This is a genomic window from Pseudarthrobacter cremeus (assembly GCF_051857465.1).
Taxonomy (GTDB): Bacteria; Actinomycetota; Actinomycetes; order Actinomycetales; family Micrococcaceae; genus Arthrobacter.
In genome coordinates, this window is the sequence record NZ_JBPZHC010000003.1 from 1 (window position 1) to 16,124 (window position 16,124).

At 66.1% G+C, this 16,124-nt stretch carries 14 protein-coding genes and 1 pseudogene; 9 read left to right on the forward strand and 6 right to left on the reverse strand.

The genetic code is table 11. The annotated features are described in order from the left end of the window. Positions 1 to 208 precede the first annotated feature (208 nt). Positions 209 to 1,146, forward strand: a pseudogene (locus ACS5PJ_RS06605) (GTP 3',8-cyclase MoaA). Between the two features lie 40 nt (positions 1,147 to 1,186). Here ACS5PJ_RS06605 and ACS5PJ_RS06610 read toward each other — a convergent pair. Beyond that, positions 1,187 to 2,761: a PucR family transcriptional regulator gene (locus tag ACS5PJ_RS06610; protein WP_439434131.1), complete on the reverse strand. Its 1,575-nt coding sequence runs from the start codon at positions 2,759 to 2,761 to the stop codon at positions 1,187 to 1,189. Positions 2,762 to 2,869: 108 nt separating this feature from the next. Between ACS5PJ_RS06610 and ACS5PJ_RS06615 the strand changes: the two genes are divergently transcribed. The 4 genes from ACS5PJ_RS06615 (at position 2,870) to ACS5PJ_RS06630 (ending at position 7,981) form a co-directional block, all read left to right on the forward strand. Then, on the forward strand, positions 2,870 to 4,399 hold the full coding sequence (locus ACS5PJ_RS06615) for a purine-cytosine permease family protein (RefSeq protein WP_439434132.1): 1,530 nt from the start codon (positions 2,870 to 2,872) through the stop codon (positions 4,397 to 4,399). Positions 4,400 to 4,430: 31 nt separating this feature from the next. Continuing rightward, positions 4,431 to 5,390, forward strand: coding sequence for a polysaccharide deacetylase family protein (locus tag ACS5PJ_RS06620; protein WP_439434133.1), 960 nt, complete (start codon positions 4,431 to 4,433; stop codon positions 5,388 to 5,390). 103 nt (positions 5,391 to 5,493) lie between these two features. After that, positions 5,494 to 7,074 carry a succinic semialdehyde dehydrogenase gene (locus tag ACS5PJ_RS06625; RefSeq protein ID WP_439434134.1) on the forward strand — a complete coding sequence of 527 codons (1,581 nt, stop codon included), beginning with the start codon at positions 5,494 to 5,496 and terminating at the stop codon, positions 7,072 to 7,074. 64 nt (positions 7,075 to 7,138) lie between these two features. After that, positions 7,139 to 7,981: an SDR family oxidoreductase gene (locus ACS5PJ_RS06630; RefSeq protein WP_439434135.1), complete on the forward strand. Its 843-nt coding sequence runs from the start codon at positions 7,139 to 7,141 to the stop codon at positions 7,979 to 7,981. Between the two features lie 6 nt (positions 7,982 to 7,987). Here ACS5PJ_RS06630 and ACS5PJ_RS06635 read toward each other — a convergent pair whose 3' ends face one another. Then, on the reverse strand, positions 7,988 to 8,617 hold the full coding sequence (locus tag ACS5PJ_RS06635; RefSeq protein WP_439434136.1) for a cation efflux transmembrane domain-containing protein: 630 nt from the start codon (positions 8,615 to 8,617) through the stop codon (positions 7,988 to 7,990). Further along, positions 8,614 to 9,636, reverse strand: coding sequence for a ribokinase (locus ACS5PJ_RS06640; RefSeq protein ID WP_439434137.1), 1,023 nt, complete (start codon positions 9,634 to 9,636; stop codon positions 8,614 to 8,616). The genes ACS5PJ_RS06635 and ACS5PJ_RS06640 overlap by 4 nt, the downstream gene beginning before the upstream one ends. Before the next feature lie 118 nt (positions 9,637 to 9,754). Here ACS5PJ_RS06640 and ACS5PJ_RS06645 point away from each other — a divergent pair, with 118 nt between their 5' ends. The 3 genes from ACS5PJ_RS06645 to ACS5PJ_RS06655 all read left to right on the forward strand — a co-directional run bounded on the left by ACS5PJ_RS06645 (position 9,755) and on the right by ACS5PJ_RS06655 (position 13,624). Next, positions 9,755 to 10,864: a GTP pyrophosphokinase gene (locus ACS5PJ_RS06645; RefSeq protein ID WP_439434138.1), complete on the forward strand. Its 1,110-nt coding sequence runs from the start codon at positions 9,755 to 9,757 to the stop codon at positions 10,862 to 10,864. Positions 10,865 to 11,046: 182 nt separating this feature from the next. Next, positions 11,047 to 12,336: a glycosyltransferase family 87 protein gene (locus tag ACS5PJ_RS06650; RefSeq protein ID WP_439434482.1), complete on the forward strand. Its 1,290-nt coding sequence runs from the start codon at positions 11,047 to 11,049 to the stop codon at positions 12,334 to 12,336. A 61-nt stretch (positions 12,337 to 12,397) separates the two neighbouring features. Continuing rightward, positions 12,398 to 13,624, forward strand: a complete 1,227-nt coding sequence (locus tag ACS5PJ_RS06655) for a glycosyltransferase 87 family protein (protein WP_439434139.1) — start codon at positions 12,398 to 12,400, stop codon at positions 13,622 to 13,624. Positions 13,625 to 13,627: 3 nt separating this feature from the next. Here the strand turns inward: ACS5PJ_RS06655 and ACS5PJ_RS06660 are convergent, their stop codons facing one another. After that, on the reverse strand, positions 13,628 to 13,930 hold the full coding sequence (locus ACS5PJ_RS06660; RefSeq protein WP_354149032.1) for a DUF4193 domain-containing protein: 303 nt from the start codon (positions 13,928 to 13,930) through the stop codon (positions 13,628 to 13,630). Between the two features lie 178 nt (positions 13,931 to 14,108). Here ACS5PJ_RS06660 and ACS5PJ_RS06665 point away from each other — a divergent pair, with 178 nt between their 5' ends. Continuing rightward, positions 14,109 to 14,858 (forward strand): SDR family NAD(P)-dependent oxidoreductase, encoded by a 750-nt coding sequence (locus ACS5PJ_RS06665; protein ID WP_439434140.1) that lies wholly within the window; start codon positions 14,109 to 14,111, stop codon positions 14,856 to 14,858. 18 nt (positions 14,859 to 14,876) lie between these two features. On the opposite strand, the gene ACS5PJ_RS06670 is transcribed toward ACS5PJ_RS06665, so the two are convergent. Beyond that, positions 14,877 to 15,860, reverse strand: a complete 984-nt coding sequence (locus ACS5PJ_RS06670; protein ID WP_439434141.1) for a cyclase family protein — start codon at positions 15,858 to 15,860, stop codon at positions 14,877 to 14,879. Further along, positions 15,857 to 16,111: a hypothetical protein gene (locus tag ACS5PJ_RS06675; protein WP_439434142.1), complete on the reverse strand. Its 255-nt coding sequence runs from the start codon at positions 16,109 to 16,111 to the stop codon at positions 15,857 to 15,859. The genes ACS5PJ_RS06670 and ACS5PJ_RS06675 overlap by 4 nt, the downstream gene beginning before the upstream one ends. Positions 16,112 to 16,124: the final 13 nt, after the last annotated feature.

Consider the following 16,124-nt stretch of genomic DNA (forward strand, 5'->3'; position numbering starts at 1 on the left):
TCCCCACCATCACACCCACCCCAACAAACCAAAACACAAACTAAAACCACCACCACCAACAACCACCGCCCCGGCGGCACACGGCCCCCAGCCCGTGCCACCGGGGCACACCCACACCCCCACCCAGCAGCAGCAAAGGTCACTACATGCCCCATCGCCACGACCACGACGGCGGCTGCACCGGCCGCACCGCATCAGCCGCTAAACCATGACCGTTCAACTGGGCATCCCGGTACTGCGCATGGCCAGAAACAACAATCAGGGGCCCGCACCAGTTTCACTCCCGGCCGGATTGCCTTCGAGGTTGCTGGACCGTTTTGGCCGCCAGGCAACCGACCTGCGGCTGTCAGTCACAGACAAATGCAACCTTCGCTGCACCTACTGCATGCCGGCAGACGGAATGCAGTGGCTACCGAAGGAAGCAGTCATGACGTCAGCTGAGATCCAGAGAATCGTGGGCATCGGTGTCGACGTACTGGGTGTGAGGGAACTCCGGCTCACCGGTGGCGAACCTTTGATCCGGCCGGACCTCGTGGACATCATCGCCGCGGTGCGGGAACGCCACCCCCGGCTGCCCATCTCCATGACCACCAACGGCGTCGGGCTCGAGAAGAAGGCCCGGGCGTTCAAAGAGGCCGGCCTTACCAGGGTCAACGTTTCCCTGGACTCCCTGCACGACAAATGCCGCTTGATGCCGAACGCGGCTGGACTGCGAGCAACATGATCACGGCCGCAGAAATCCACACGCTGCTGTCGACGGACTATGTACTCGAGCGGGACCGCCGCCAGCGGGACGGAGCACCGGCCGAACGCGTTGACGTACGACGACGACATGTGGCTACCGGCGAAGCGTCCGGAATGATTCTGGGAACCGTAGGGATCATCGCTTCCGTGAGTGAACCCTTCTGTTCAGACTGCCGTCGGACCCGCATTACCGCTGAGGGAAAGATCATGAGCTGCCTGTTCTCGCGGGACGAGTTCGACCTCCTGGGACTACTGCGGACCGGCGCGGACGACGACGACCTGGTGCGCCTGTGGAGGGAGGCCATGTGGGCGAAGCCCCGGGCACACGGCATGGACCACACAGGCCTGGGCGCTGAAGATTTTGTTCAGCCGGACCGCAGCATGAGCGCCATCGGCGGATAGGACCAGTCCTCGTACGGCACTACCGCCAACAAATCCAGGTTCACCCCCGGGCCGCGCGGGGCAGCTGCGCAAGCCTCGTCGCGAGGTGCAGCGCGGCCAGCCTGCCTGTTCCGCGGGGGTCGCCGCCGCAGAGTGAGAAGATCCGCTGCAGGCGCTGGTGCATCGACTGGCGCTCCAGATGCAGTTCCCGCGCAGTCTGGGCGGTGTTGCAGCCTGAGTCCAGCCAGACCTTCAGCGTCTCCACCAGCAGGGACCGGCGCTGGTCATCGTAGTCAAGGACCGCACCCAGCTGCTGGCGGACGAAGTCGGTCCGGAGTCCTTCATCCAGGGAGTGGAAGGCGAACCGTTCCACGGCGAAGGCCTCGGCGTCGATGGCCGCGCCGGACTGTCCCTGCCCGGCGCGGCCAGGCCCGCCGTCGGCAGCAAGCTCCAAGGTGAGCCGGGCCTCGGTCAGGGACCACGGTGCGGTGGAGATTCCCGATGCCACCGGCCCCACCGCACTGACAATCCCTTCCGCCGCGGCAATCGACTGCAGCCCGGCCACGATGGCGTTCCGGTCGTCCTGGACGTTGTCCGGGTGCAGGACAACCAGCGCAAGCAACTCGGCATTGTCCGCATAACTGACGCTGTGCTGCCCCACACGGTCCAGCAGGTGTTCCACGTTCGTGCGGATCTGACGGGACCCGGCGGAACGGACAACAACTGCCACAAGGTGGGCGTACACCGCGATGCCCGCGGCCGGTGCGAGCTGCTGGAGCCGCCAGTTCTGGGTTCCGGAATCGACGGCTCGGATCAGTGCCGCACCCGCCATCTCCTTGAGGCCGGGCGGCATCCGCTGCAGCAGGGCCAGCGCCAGGATGTCCACCGAGCGCGATCCCGCGATCCTGGCCAGGTTCACGTCGGCCCCACCGCGGACGAACAGGGTGAGGCGCGCGGAAGGTATGCCCCGAACAGAGACGTCAACATGGATGTCGCGGACGTGATCCTGCCCGGCCCCGGCAGGTGAGCCGTTTGGGGGCTGCCCGGGTTGGGGCTCATCAGCATGATCGGCGGGCAGTGCGCTGGCAAGGGTGACCCCGGCGTTGGACGTCAGGACCACTTCGGAACCGGTCGCGTCCGCGAGCACGGCCAGGACCCGGTCAAGGCTGCCGCCGTGCGCCAACTCCACCGCCATCGCATGGCTGGTCTGGTCCGCCTGCTGCAACTGGCCGGCGGATTCGCTCACCAGCAGTGAGTTGATGGCTTCCATGACACCGACAAAGGGCACCTGCCTGCGAAGCTCCACGAGCGGAAGGCCAGCGGCCTGCGCTGCCGAAACCATCGACGACGGGATGGAGGGCAACGCCGCCCCCGTCTCTATCGCGAGCGCGGCCACCCCGCGTTCCGCCAGCTCCCAGATGTAGCCGGTCCGCCTTTTATCGGTTGCCGAGGCCAGCGCCTGGCCGCCGGTGAGAAGCAGTTCCCCGCCGCCAAGTAACGGGGCGATGTCCAGAACCTCACTGGAGTGGATCCACCGGAGCTGGGTGTCGGCTGCCTCCACCGCCCCCGCGCGGATCACGGGATCGGCAGGGGTGAGGGTGGAATGTTTCAAAACATCCAGCAACCGTATCGACATGACACTCCGTAAGGTGGAAACATAGATTTTAATACACATTGTATATGGTGGTTGTGGCGGGGGCCACATAATCTGGATCTATCCCTTATTTCTCATGGAGGCTCCCCCATGCAAGACAACCTCTCCACCACACAGTCCGGGTCGACAATGACGCCGACCGAAGACTGTGAAGCCTGGCTTCAGCCCATTCCCGAGTCCCAGCGCACGCACAAAGTTTCAGGTCAGTTCTGGATCTGGGCCGGCGCGAACCTTGCACCCATTAACTGGGTCCTCGGTGCACTCGGCATCCATCTCGGCCTCGGCTTTGCCGACACGGTCACCGTTCTGGTTTTGGGGAACCTGATCGGCATGCTGCTGTTCGGCTGCTTCGTTTTGCTCGGCCAGAAGACCGGTGCCACCGGCATGGTCCTTGCCCGCGCCGCCTTCGGACGCCGCGGCAACTACCTCCCGGCAGCCATTCAGGCGCTCCTGGTGATCGGCTGGTGCGCGGTCAACACCTGGATCATCCTGGACCTGGTCATGGCCCTCTTCGGAACACTGGGCTGGGTTGATCCCGAAGCCCACAACTACGCCTGGAAGATCGGTGTGGCCACCGCCATCATGGCCGCACAGGTAGCCATCGCCTGGTTCGGCTACAAGGCCATCGCGGCCTTCGAAAAGTGGACCGTGCCGCCCACCATCATCATCCTGGCCGTGATGTCCGCAGTGGCATGGTTCGGCATGAAGATCGATTGGGGCTACGCCGGCCCTGCCGGTCAGATCCTCGAAGGCTCAGACCGGATCGCGGCCATGAGCGCCGTGATGACCGCCATCGGCATCGGCTGGGGCATCACCTGGTTCACCTACGCCGCCGACTACTCCCGTTTTGTCAGCACCGAAGTTCCCAGGCGCAAGGTCTACCTGGCCTCAGTGCTGGGCCAGTTCATCCCCGTCGTCTGGCTCGGAGTCCTCGGCGCCAGCCTGGCCACCAACAGCGGTGAGATCGACCCCGGAAAACTCATCGTCCAGAACTTCGGAGTCATGGCGCTGCCCGTACTGCTGATGGTGCTGCACGGACCCATCGCCACCAACATCCTGAACATCTACACCTTCTCGGTGGCCACCCAGGCGCTGGATATCACCATCAGCCGCCGCAAACTCAACCTGTTCGTCGGCGTCTTCTCGCTCGCCGCCGTCGTGTTTTTCATCTTCCAGGAAGACTTCGCCGCCGTCCTGGACGCCTGGCTCATCGGGCTCGTGGCCTGGGTGGCAGCCTGGGGCGGAGTCATGCTGGTCCACTACTTCTGGCTCGACAAGCGCTGGCCGGGCAACCCCGAAAGGCTCTTCGACGCAGTGGGCACGAAGCGGCTCCCGGTGGTCAACTGGGCCGGCGTGGTCTCCCTCCTGGTGGGCATCTTCGCCACCTGGCTGTTCATGTACGGACTGGTTCCCGCCATGCAGGGCCCCATCGCCGTAGCCCTGGGCGGCTGGGACCTCTCCTGGCTCGCAGGCGGACTGGCCAGCGCCGCCAGCTACGCCCTCCTGGGCCCGGCGTACCACCGCCGGCACCTGGACTCCGCACTGCCGGCGGCCACCGTTGCCAAGGCGACCGCCGACCTGGGCTTCGCCACCCGGTCCAGCGCACCCGCCGAAATCTGAACCACCGGACCCTGACACGAGGACCCACACCATGACCTTTGACGCATTCGCGGACTCCGCCCACCCCATCACCTGGCCCGAAGGAAAACAGGCAGCCGCTTCCTTCACCTTCGACGTCGACGCCGAATCCTGCACCATCGCGCACGATCCGAAGAGCACGCGCCGGATGTCCCTGATGACCCACCAGTCCTACGGGCCCAAGGTGGCGGTCCCGCGGCTGCTGCAGATCCTGCAGCGCCAGGACATCCGTGCCACGTTCTTCGTCCCCGGCTTCACCGCAGAGTGCTACCCGGACACCGTCCGCCGCATTGTGGACGCCGGGCACGAGGTGGCGCACCACGGCTACCTGCACGAACCGATGCAGGGCATCGACGCCGGGACGGAGGCCCGGTACATCGACCGAGGGCTGGAGGCACTCGCCAAGGCCGCCGGCGTCGAGCCCGTCGGCTACCGGGCACCGTGGTGGGAACTGAACTGGCATTCCCCCGCGCTGCTCGCGGACCGCGGCTTCCTTTACGATTCGAGCCTGCTCGACGGCGACGCACCGTACCGCTTCAGCGTCGCCCCGGGCGACAGCAGGGACATCGTGGAAATCCCGGTCGACTGGGCCCTGGACGACTGGGAGCAGTACGCGTTCTACCCGGGGGTGACCGGCAGCGGCGTCATCGAGAGCCCTGCGAAGGTCCTGGAAATGTGGACCCTTGAGGCCGAGGCCCACCACGCCCAGGGAAGCTGCTTCGTCCTGACCAACCATCCGTTCATCTCGGGGCGGCCCTCCAAGGCAGTGGCACTGGAGAAGCTGATTGAACGGGTCAAGTCCATGGACGGCATGTGGGTGACCACCATGGAGGAGATCGCCGAGCACACCCGGCGCACTGTCCAGGAGGTCCACGAGCACGCCCGGATTGAGGTCCCGTCCTTCCCGGATACGGGTGCCAGGTTCACGCCGTCCACCCTCCGCCAGACAAACCCGACAGCCAGCCTCGGCTGAACAGCAGCAGACCGGAAAACTTCCGCCGGATTCTTTCCGGCGGAAGTTTTTCTGTGCCGGGGCTAGGCTCAGAAGTGTTATTTCCGGATGAGGGGAAAGCACCATGACCAGCAGGACGGAGCCCGGCCCGGCGTCGGCTGTCAAGAGCAATGAGCGCGGCATTCCAGCAGCCGCGGTGCGTCTTTCAGCCCTCGTGTCCGCCGCCCCGGGCCGGCCAACCCAGCCATCGCACGCTCCGTTCGACGGCAGCCTGCTGGGCGGGGTTCCGGTCTGCACAACGGACGACGTCGATGCCGCCGTCGTGAGTGCCCGAACGGCGCAGCGCATGTGGGCCGCCGTTCCACTCAACGAGCGGCGCGCAGTGATCCGGCGGTTCCGGGGCCTGCTCCTGCAGCGGGAGACGGAGGTTCTGGACATGGTCCAGGCCGAAAGCGGAAAGTCACGTCTCAGTGCATTCGAGGAACTCGCCGATGTCGCCCTGACGGCCAGCTACTACGCACGGACTGCAGCGCGGTACCTCCGGCCCGCCCGCCGCAGGGGTGCTGCGCCCCTCCTGACCAGCACGGTGGAGTACCGGCTGCCCAAGGGCGTGGTCGGCATCATCAGCCCCTGGAACTACCCGCTGACCCTCGCCGTTTCGGACGCCCTTCCCGCCCTCCTGGCAGGTAACGCGGTTGTCGTCAAACCGGATTCGCAGACCCCGTTCACGGCGCTGGTCACGCTGGAGCTGTTGCGGGAGGCCGGGCTCCCCCACGACCTCTTCCAGATAGTGACCGGGCCAGGGCCGCTGCTGGGTTCGGCCATCATCGAACGCGTCGACTTCCTCATGTTCACGGGCTCCTCTGCCACGGGAAAGCTGGTGGCCACGCAGTGCGCCGGGCGGCTCATCGGGTTCTCCGCGGAGCTTGGCGGGAAGAATCCCATGCTGGTCCTCGCCGACGCGGACATTGCCAAGGCAGCCCGGGGCGCCGTGCATGCGTGTTTTTCCAACTCCGGCCAGCTGTGCGTCAGCATCGAGCGGATTTACGTCCACCGCGACATCTTCGAGCCGTTCCTGGCCGCCTTCACGGCCGAGACCCGGCGTGTGCGCCTGGGCCCGGGGCGGGATTGGGACATCGGGATGGGGTCCCTGATCAGCACCAAGCAGCTGGAGACGGTCACTGCCCATGTCCAGGACGCGGTTGCCAAGGGGGCGCGGCTCGTCGCCGGCGGCCGCGGGCGGCCGGATCTCGGTCCGTTGTTCTACGAGCCCACCATCCTCACCGGCGTGACCGACGAAATGCTCCTGGCGCGGGAGGAGACCTTCGGGCCTGTGGTTGCGGTCTACCGCGTGGAGGACGACGCCGAAGCCGTGGCCTTGGCCAACGACTCCGAGTACGGGCTCAATGCCAGCGTCTGGTCTGCCCGGCACGGCGCATCGACGGGCCGGCGCCTGCTGGCCGGGACGGTCAATGTCAATGACGGGTACGCCGCCACCTGGGCCTCCCATGATGCCCCGATAGGCGGCATGAAGGAATCCGGAACCGGGCGGCGCCACGGCCGCGAAGGCATCCTCAAATACACGGAGGCGCAGACCGTCTCCCTGCAGCGGCTGCTCCCGGTGGGCCCACCTCCGGGGATGAAGAACGAGAAATATGCCCGGATCATGAAGGCAGCGGTCAAGGTCATGGGCCGGTTCCCCTGAACGGCCTGAGTTCCCGCGGCAACGCCCGTCTTACCCCGCCAAATCGACCACCAGGAGATCTGACATGACCAGAGGCACCAAGCTGTCCGGCACCACCGTACTCATCACCGGCGGCGGGAGCGGACTGGGCCGCCGCATGGCGCTGCTGGCCGCACGCCGCGGTGCCCGCGTGCTGATCTGGGACCTCGCGGCCGACGGCGGCAGGAATGTCCGCGATGAAATCCGCGCCGGGGGCGGGACCGCGGAATCACAGACGGTCAATATTGCGGATCAGGAGGCCGTGAAAGCCGCGGCCGCCGAAGCGGGGCCCGTTGATGTGCTGATCAACAATGCCGGCGTTGTCAGCGGTCACCTCCTTCTTGACGCTGCCGACGAGGACATCGAACGGACCTTCAACGTCAACGTGCTGGCCCTCTACTGGGTGACGCGGGCGTTCCTGCCAGGGATGACCAGCCGGGGCCGCGGCACCGTGGTCACCGTCGCGAGCGCGGCGGGCCTGGTGGGCGTGGCCAGGCAGACCGACTACTCCGCCAGCAAGTTCGCCGCGTTCGGGTTCAACGAGTCGCTGCGCGCGGAACTGCGAAGCGGCGGGAGCGGGGTCAAGACTCTGGTGGTGTGCCCGTACTACATCGATACGGGTATGTTCGACGGCGTACGGACACGCTTCCCGCTCCTGCTGCCCATCCTCAGGGAGGAAGAGGTGGCGGCAAAGATCCTTGACGGGATTGAGGCCGGCCGCGAAAAGCTGGTCCTGCCGCCGCTGGTCAACCTGGTTCCGGCGGCCCGGATCCTTCCTGTCGCAGCCTTCGACCGGCTGATGGATTTCCTGGGCATCAACCGGACCATGGACCACTTCACCGGCCGAGCAGACACGCAGCCGGCCGAAAGCGGACCGAAAGCGGAGTAGGCCCGTTCAGTCGATTTCCTCCCCGGCCAGCGCCTTCGCGGCCAGCCGTTCCTCCTCCGCTGCCTCCCAGACCTCTTTTGCCGCGCGGATGTTGAGGAGGACGATGATGGTGCCCAGCACCAGATCGGGCCATCCGGAGTCTGTCCAGATGGTCAGGACACCCATGGCGATGATGGCCAGATTGATCAGGACGTCATTGCGGGCGGAGAGGAATGCCGCCTTGGACATGGAACTGCCGTGGTGGCGGAACCGGGCCAGGATCAGGGAACATGCCAGGTTCACGATCACCGCACCGCCGGCCGTCACCACCAGCGATAAGGGGTCCGGGGGCTCCGGATTGGTGAACTTGATGACGGCCTGCCAGGCCGCCGCCAACGCCGGTACGAGGATGAAGACGGCCATCGCCTTCCCTGCAAGTGCTTGGCGGTGCAGTGACCAGCCCAGCGCCAGGAAGATCAGCAGGTTGATAGCGGTGTCTTCGAGGAAGTCCACGCTGTCGGCAAAGAGGGAAACCGAGCCGATCGCCAACGCCACCGTGAACTCGACGAAGAAATACGCGAGGTTCAGCCCGGCGACGAGCAGAACCGCGCGTTTGAGCCGCCGGCTCATACCGTGGGCGTCCTGGTCAGTGGTCATCGTGGCCCTTTCTTGAAGAACGTTTGTACATCAGCCGCCTCCGGATACGCCGTCTGTGTCCCTTTGCGTGTGGTGGCGAGGGCCGCCGCCACGGAGGCGAAGGCAGCAGCATGGGCCAGCGCCGCGCCGGCCGCCAGCCGGAAGGCAACAGCTCCGGTGAAGGCGTCACCGGCGCCCGTGGTATCGACGGTGTTCACCTGGGGGGAGGACACCCGGAGCAAACGCCTGTCCCCCGTCGCCAGGGAGTCAAGCACCACCGATCCCCGGGAGCCCAACGTCACCACGGCCTGCCTGATCCCCCGTTCAGCGAACCGCGCCCGCACGCTGTCCCACTCGGCACCGGAGGCATCAGGCCCAGGGAAGGCGCCGTCCCCGAGGAAGAGTGCGGCCTCGTGGGCGTTGACCAGCAGGACGTCGGTCAGTTCCATCAGGGCTGCCGGAACCCCTGCGTAAGGCGAAAGATTCAGCAGCACAGTTGCGCCGGCGTCGTGCCCTGCCTGTGCGGCGGCCAGGACCGTGGCCATGCTGACCTCCAGGCAGAGGCAGACGACGGCGGCGCCGTCCAGGACGTCCGCTGCCGCTGCCACATCCGCAGGCGAAAGGGTGCCATTGGCACCGGCTGAAATGATGATGCTGTTTTCTCCGTGGGCGTCAACAGAGATCAGCGCGACGCCCGTCTCCGTGCCGGCTCTGCGGACGTGCCCGACGTCGACTCCCGCACCGGCGGCGGAGGACAGCAGCAGGTCAGCGTTGGCGTCGTGGCCCACGGCACCGACCAGGCTCACGGCGCCGCCCAGCAGGCTGGCGGCCACTGCCTGGTTGGCGCTCTTGCCGCCGGGACTGAGCGCGAATCCGCTGCCATGGACCGTCTCCCCCGGATGCGGAAGCCGCTCGCAGTAAACAGTCAGGTCCGCATTCAGGGATCCGACCACAACGATGCGCCCGGCACCATCTGTGGCGGCGTGTCCGGCTGAGGGGTGGACGGCCGGGGCGGGGGCGGGGCCGTGTCCGTTGCGCATGAAGTCGACCGTACCGCACCGCGGGCAGGCGGCACGGTCCGCACCTTCCCTGAGGCACCTCCCCTGTCACGCGTCGCGGTCACACGTCACTGTCACACCCCCGCCGTAAGCTGGGAACATGCCGAGTAACTGGGACAGCCTGGACATCAGCCTCCGGGAATCCGTGGAGGAGAACGTTGCCGTCTACGAGCGCGTCCGCCCTGCCCTGAAGCTGGTCACCCGCGACGTCCTGCACATCCTCCGGGGCATGCTGAAGGACACAGAGGTTACGCCGCTGTTCGTCACCGGCCGCACCAAATCCGTGGAGTCGTTCCGGGAGAAGATCTCAAGGATCGAGGAACCGCTGGAGCCCGGCGGCCCGCCGGTGCTGAAGTTCCCGGACCCGTTCCGGACCCTGAACGACATGGTGGGTGTCCGCGTCATCACCAAGCTGCCCACGGAGAACGCCCTGGTGGCAAACATCATTAAACGCCAGCGCCAGGTGTTCGACTGCCGCGGGGACCGGGAAAAGGACATCGGCTCCATCGAGTCCGGCACGTACGGCTACTCCAGCCGCCACCTGATCCTGCGCACCATCCAGAATGAGGCCGTCAAGGAGTACCAGTCGGTCTTCAACCCGGACGTCCAGCCCAACGGCAGCTACTTCTTCGAGTGCCAGATCCGCACGGTCTTCGCGCATGCCTGGAGTGAGATCGAGCACGACATCCGCTTCAAAGCCGAGGACCCCCGCGCCTGGACACCGCACTTCGACCGCCAGTTCACCGCCACCGCGGCCATGCTGGAAACGGTGGAAAGTGCCTTTGCGGACCTGCACGAACGCTACGAGGAAGTCCGCAGCTACTGGGACATGGAAGGCGAGGGCGCCGCGCAGCTCACCCCCAACCGGATCCGCGACGTCTGGCGCACGCTGCTGCCGCACGTGGACCGCAAAGTGGATGACGACTGGGGCTGGGCGGCCGAACTGATGGCGGCCCACGGCCTGAACCAGACGGTGCAGTTGGCCGGCCTGCTCAGCGCCCAGCGGATCACGGAGGTCCGCAAGGCGCTGGACCACCGCTACTCCCCCGGCCCGGACCGCCTGCTGGATGATCTGCTGCTCTGGCAGTACGGCACCAAGCACATCGACCTCACCGCGGAAGCGCCGGGCGTCGTCCCGCACCCGCGGCGTGACAGCCTCCTGCGGCGGCTCAAACAGATCGAGCGGTACCGTCACTCCAAGTCCGCCTAAGGCCGCAGGATTATTCGGCACCGGCGACATTCAACTACCCTTGACCTATAGCGGAGGCGGCTGTACGCGTACCCTTCCGGCTCCCGGTTCCAGCCCAGCGGCAGGATCCGGCACCTGTTCTGCCCCTCTTTGACAAGGATTCCGCCATTTCCACGGACGCATTCTTCGGCACGCTCACCCGGATCCGCAACGTCATCCTCCCGGCGTCCGCACGGTCCTGGCTTAACACGCCGCGGGGGCTGCTGGTGGGCTACATCGCCGTGCACCTGGGGTTCCTGATCTTTGGAGCGCTGCTGTCTTTGCGGGGCGAAGCCTTCAGCGATACCTTCATCTACCGCGAATGGGCGCTGGCCGGTTTCAACGAGGCAAACCTCAGCGGCGGGCCCAGTCCGTGGGTCTACCCCATCCTTGCCCTGATCCCCATGGCCATTGCCGGCCTGGCCGGGCCCGGCCCGTTCTTCTTCCTCTGGGTGCTGATGACCAGCCTGCTCAACGGCTGGGGCCTGCTCAAGCTCACGGATCGCGGCCGAAACCAGGACGCCATTCCCGCCGGCTGGTGGTGGCTGGTCTTCACCCTGCTCCTGGGCTGGCTCGGCTTCGCCCGCGTTGACGGCCTGACAGCTCCGATTGTGCTGGTGGCCCTGGCCTACGGTGTGCAGCGCCCCTTCATCGCCTCCATCCTCCTCAGCATCGGCACCTGGATGAAGGTCTGGCCGGCCGCCGTCATGCTCGCGCTCTTCGCCGTCGTCAAGAACCGGCTGCTGGTGGTCCTCGCCGGAGTGGTCACCTCGGCCGCCGTCGTCGGCCTGGCCGCAGTCCTTGGCACGGTGCCCAGGCTCCTTAACTTCCTCACCCAGCAGGGTGACAGGGGCATGCAGCTCGAGGCCACCTTCACCACCCCGTGGCTGTGGCTTGCCGTGCTGAATATCGGCGATTCCCGGATGTACATGAACACGGACATCAACTCCATGCAGGTGGACGGGCCCGGGACGGCAGTCATGTCCTTCCTGATGCAGCCGCTCCTCATCCTGGCCGCGCTCCTGGTGGCCGGCCTGACGTTCTGGGCGCTGCACAACGGCAAGATCAACGGCAGCAGCCAGCCTGACGGCGGCGTTGACCGCACCGAACTGCTGCTGGCCGGGGCCCTGACGCTTGCCACCGCTTTTGTGGTGTTCAACAAGGTGGGCTCACCGCAGTTCATGGTGTGGCTGGCACCTGCCGTGGCGGTCGGTCTCGCGCACAGCTGGCGCGAATGGCGGGTCCCTGCGGCGATGCTGATCGCCATCGCCGTGGCCACGTTCTTCATCTACCCGCTGTTCTATGACGCCCTGAGCCACAACAACCCGCTGATGGCCGGGGTCCTGACCATCCGGAATGTCCTGCTGGTGGTCCTGTTCCTGTGGTCGGTACGGCGCCTGTATTCACTGGGCAAAAAGACTTCCGTGCCGGTCCCCGCGCTCAAGGAGTCCTGACATTTCCACGAAGTTCTTTGACCGGCTGGTCAGCGTCCGCAGCACCGTCCTGCCCGCACGCATGGTGGACTGGTTCGCCCGTCCGTCCAGTGTCTGGTGGGGCTTCGCGGTGGTCCACCTGTACTTCCTGGGCTGGATGGCGTCCTTCTTCCTCAGCGGCAACACGTTCAGCGACACCGAGCAATACCGCCAGTGGGCCATGGACGGCTACAACCCCGACAGCCTGGACGGCAAGATCAGCCCCTGGGTCTACCCCGTGCTGGCACAGATCCCGATCTTCCTCGCCGGCATCGCAGGTCCTGACCTGTACCTCCTGGCCTGGTTCCTGATCATCACAGCGCTCAACGCCGTCGGCCTCGCGTTCCTGACCCGCGGACCGCGGAAGGTGCGGGGCATTGCCCCGGCCTGGTGGTGGCTGTTTTTCACGGTCTTCATGGGTTACCTCAGCTTCGCGCGCGTGGAGGGCATCACGGCGCCCATCGTACTGATTGCCCTGCTCTACGCCGCCGAACGCCCCGTGGTGGCCGGCGTCCTGCTGAGTATCGCCACGTGGATCAAGGTGGCGCCCGCGGCCGTCCTGGTGCCCATCATCATTGCCAGCCGGAAGCGCCTGCAGGTGCTTGCCTCCGGGGTGGCGGTGACCGCCGTCGTCGCTCTGGGTACCTGGCTGACCGGCGGCCTGCCGCACATCCTGGACTTCCTCACCAACCAGGGCGAGCGGGGCATGCAGCTCGAAGCCACGTTCTCCACGCCGTGGGTGTGGCTGAGCGTGTTCCATATTGCGGGCTCCAAGATGGCGGACAACACGGCAATCAACTCCACCGAGGTCTATGGCCCCGGCGCATCTGTGGCGGCTTTCCTGATGCAGCCGCTGCTGATCCTCGCGGCGGTGGTGGCCGCGGTGCTGCTGATCCGCGCGCTGAACCGCGGCGCCGAGCGGGAGGAACTGTTCCTTGAGGGTGCGCTCATGATGACCACCGCCTTCATTGTGTTCAACAAGGTCGGCTCACCGCAGTTCATCATCTGGCTGGCGCCGGTGATCATCGCGGGCCTGACGCACGACTGGGACCGCTGGAAGGTACCGGCCGCCCTGCTGATGGGCATAGCGGTCACCACCTTTGTGATCTACCCGCTGTTCTACACGCCGCTCATCCACGCGCACCCCGTGATGGCTGCCATCCTGACCACCCGCAATGTGCTCCTGGTGGTGCTGCTGTGGTGGTCGGTGAAGCGCACGGCGGAGCTGGGGCGGAAAACCCGGGTTGCGCCGGAGGCCAAGGCGGCCTGAGCCTCAGCCCTCACACTCGATGCAGTACTTGTGGCCGTTGCTCTCCCTCGCGAGCTGGGACCTGTGCCGGACCAGGAAGCAGGAATAGCAGGTGAACTCGTCGGCGGCCTGGGGAATGACCTGAACGATGAGCTCTTCGTTGACAATCTCTCCACCGGGGGTCATGCCTTCATCGAGCGCATCGGCCTGGTCCAGTTCGCTGACGACGCTGCGGGCATCCGGAGCGTTCGCGGACTGCAATGCCTCCAGGGAACGGTCCTGGGATTCCTTGACGTCGGAACGGACTTCGTCGTAATCGGTTGCCACTTGGGTGATTCTCATTTCTGACGTAATTGATTTTCTTTTCTGACGAGACTGCAACGTACACCACCCCGCCGTTGTTCCCGTACTGGAGAACCGGATTGGTCCGGGTTGCGACGCGGGCGGTGTCGGTGGATTGTCCAGGAAGGCGTGGTGCGAAACTGGCTGGGGAGAAGGAGGAGAGATGGCGCGCGTTTTCATCACAGGCTCCGCCGACGGACTCGGCCGGGCTACCGCACTGACCCTCATCGACGACGGCCATGAGGTCCTTGTGCATGCCCGCAGTACGGCGCGGCTGGCTGCGGTGCAGGATCTTCTTGACCGGGGCGCGTTGGGCGTGGCCGGTGACCTGCAGGACATGGAGCAAACGCGCGACGTCGCAGGCCAGGTTAACCGGCACGGCCCCGTGGACGCGGTGATCCACAACGCCGGCGTGTTTGACGGCCCCCATATCTTCGAGGTCAACGTCGTCGCGCCCTACCTGCTGACCGCCCTCATCAGGCGCCCCCGCCGGCTGATCTACGTCAGCAGCGGCATGCACCGCGGCGGCCGCACCGCCCTGCCCGGCAGGGATCAGGGCAGCACTGGGCAGAGCGGCCAGCCACAACGAACTACTACCTACTCCGACAGCAAGCTCCACGTCACTGCCCTCAGCGCCGCCGTCGCGCGTTTATGGCCTGAGGTTCTCAGCAACGCTGTGGATCCCGGCTGGGTGCCCACCAAAATGGGCGGCCCCGGAGCTCCGGACGACCTGCGGCTCGGCCACCTCACCCAGGAATGGCTCGCCACAAGCGATGACCCGGAGGCGCTCACGAGCGGCGGCTACTGGTACCACCAGCACCGGCGGAACGCGCACCCTGCGGTTCACGAGCGGAAGTTCCAGGACACGCTGCTGGACCACCTGGCCGGTGTGACCGGCGAGCGCCTCGCCTGAGCCGGTTTTCCCGCCGGATCAGGTCAGTGCCGTGGCGTTGGCGGGTGAGCCGGTGCCTCCGGTGATATTCAGCGGTTTGATGGTGACGAAGGCATCCCAGGTGCCGGTGCCCCGCAGGCGGCGCGCCAATGGTCCCAGCCGCCACAGTTCGCCCAGGGGCATGCCCAGTTTGGCGAGGAGCTGCTGGTGCATCATCCCATGGTCGTTGACGGCGCTCTCAATGAAAGGGCTTCCCGGCACCACGGGAAGGCACTCGACGGCGAAGGTATCGGCCGCGATGACGGACAGGCGGTTGTCCCAGGCCCAGGCGATGAATTCCTGCGACTGGGCGACACCTGTGGCGCGGCGATGGTCCCGGGCCTCCTGCTTTTCCGCGGTGGCCAGGGCCAGGAACCACTCGGCCCAGCCGGTGTGAAGCATCAGGATGTCGCCCTGCCGGAGGCTAACGGACTGGGCTTCAATGGCCGCCTTGATCAGGTTGAGGTCCAGCGGTTCACCGGCCCCGTGGTCGATGGGGCTGCCCTGGCCGGTTCGGTAGCCATCGAGGTCGATCAGCACTCCCCGTCCGGCGATGGGACGGTCCGCCCATTCCTGGATGCCCAGGTCCGGCGTGCCTTCCCGGATCCGGTCATCCGGGGTGCCGTCGTAGAAGCCGATGTCGTCGGCCCGGCGGTGCCTGAGCCCGTCGATCTGGCTGGATCCCTGGAGGTAGTAGCCGTCCAGGAAGTCGTCGCGGTGGGCGGGATGGGAGGAGTAGATGGTGTGGCGGGGCGCACTGCGTTTCAGCGACATTCCGGGGTCAAAGGCGTCGGCCGGATAGTCCAGGCCCACGACGTCGCCGGTCCTGATGCAGTTCTTGGCTTCGAGCACCGTCTCCGCGGTGATGAACGACGGCGTCCCGCGGTCCGGTTCGGGGAAGAGTCCCCAGGACGTTCCCGCCAGCACGCCCTCACGTTCAAGCAGCCCGGCGAAGGTCGGGTAGGTTCCCGGTTGCGATGTCAAAGGGTCCTGGCTTCCTGTGGCTGTTCCTGGTCCTGCCGGCGTTTGTAGCTGAGGAGGAAGCCGGCCACTGCGCAGACGGAGGCGGCGATGCACATGGGGATCTTGACGGTTTCGTTGAAGAACGCCAGCCAGCTCCCCTGCCCAAGAATCAGGGCGACGGCCTGCCCCAGCACAAAGACGACGCCGCCCGCGAGGAGGGCTGCCAGGGTCAGGACGAAGAGGACTTCGATGGCTCTTCGGGTCTTATGCATGATTGTGGGTTCC

Excerpts from the sequence above, each read along its gene's own strand:
- ACS5PJ_RS06610 (WP_439434131.1), bottom strand. The coding sequence starts at position 2,761 with ATGTCGATACGGTTGCTGGATGTTTTGAAACATTCCACCCTCACCCCT.
- ACS5PJ_RS06615 (WP_439434132.1), top strand. The coding sequence starts at position 2,870 with ATGCAAGACAACCTCTCCACCACACAGTCCGGGTCGACAATGACGCCG.
- ACS5PJ_RS06620 (WP_439434133.1), top strand. The coding sequence starts at position 4,431 with ATGACCTTTGACGCATTCGCGGACTCCGCCCACCCCATCACCTGGCCC.
- ACS5PJ_RS06625 (WP_439434134.1), top strand. The coding sequence starts at position 5,494 with ATGACCAGCAGGACGGAGCCCGGCCCGGCGTCGGCTGTCAAGAGCAAT.
- ACS5PJ_RS06630 (WP_439434135.1), top strand. The coding sequence starts at position 7,139 with ATGACCAGAGGCACCAAGCTGTCCGGCACCACCGTACTCATCACCGGC.
- ACS5PJ_RS06635 (WP_439434136.1), bottom strand. The coding sequence starts at position 8,617 with ATGACCACTGACCAGGACGCCCACGGTATGAGCCGGCGGCTCAAACGC.
- ACS5PJ_RS06640 (WP_439434137.1), bottom strand. The coding sequence starts at position 9,636 with ATGCGCAACGGACACGGCCCCGCCCCCGCCCCGGCCGTCCACCCCTCA.
- ACS5PJ_RS06645 (WP_439434138.1), top strand. The coding sequence starts at position 9,755 with ATGCCGAGTAACTGGGACAGCCTGGACATCAGCCTCCGGGAATCCGTG.
- ACS5PJ_RS06655 (WP_439434139.1), top strand. The coding sequence starts at position 12,398 with ATGGTGGACTGGTTCGCCCGTCCGTCCAGTGTCTGGTGGGGCTTCGCG.
- ACS5PJ_RS06665 (WP_439434140.1), top strand. The coding sequence starts at position 14,109 with ATGGCGCGCGTTTTCATCACAGGCTCCGCCGACGGACTCGGCCGGGCT.
- ACS5PJ_RS06675 (WP_439434142.1), bottom strand. The coding sequence starts at position 16,111 with ATGCATAAGACCCGAAGAGCCATCGAAGTCCTCTTCGTCCTGACCCTG.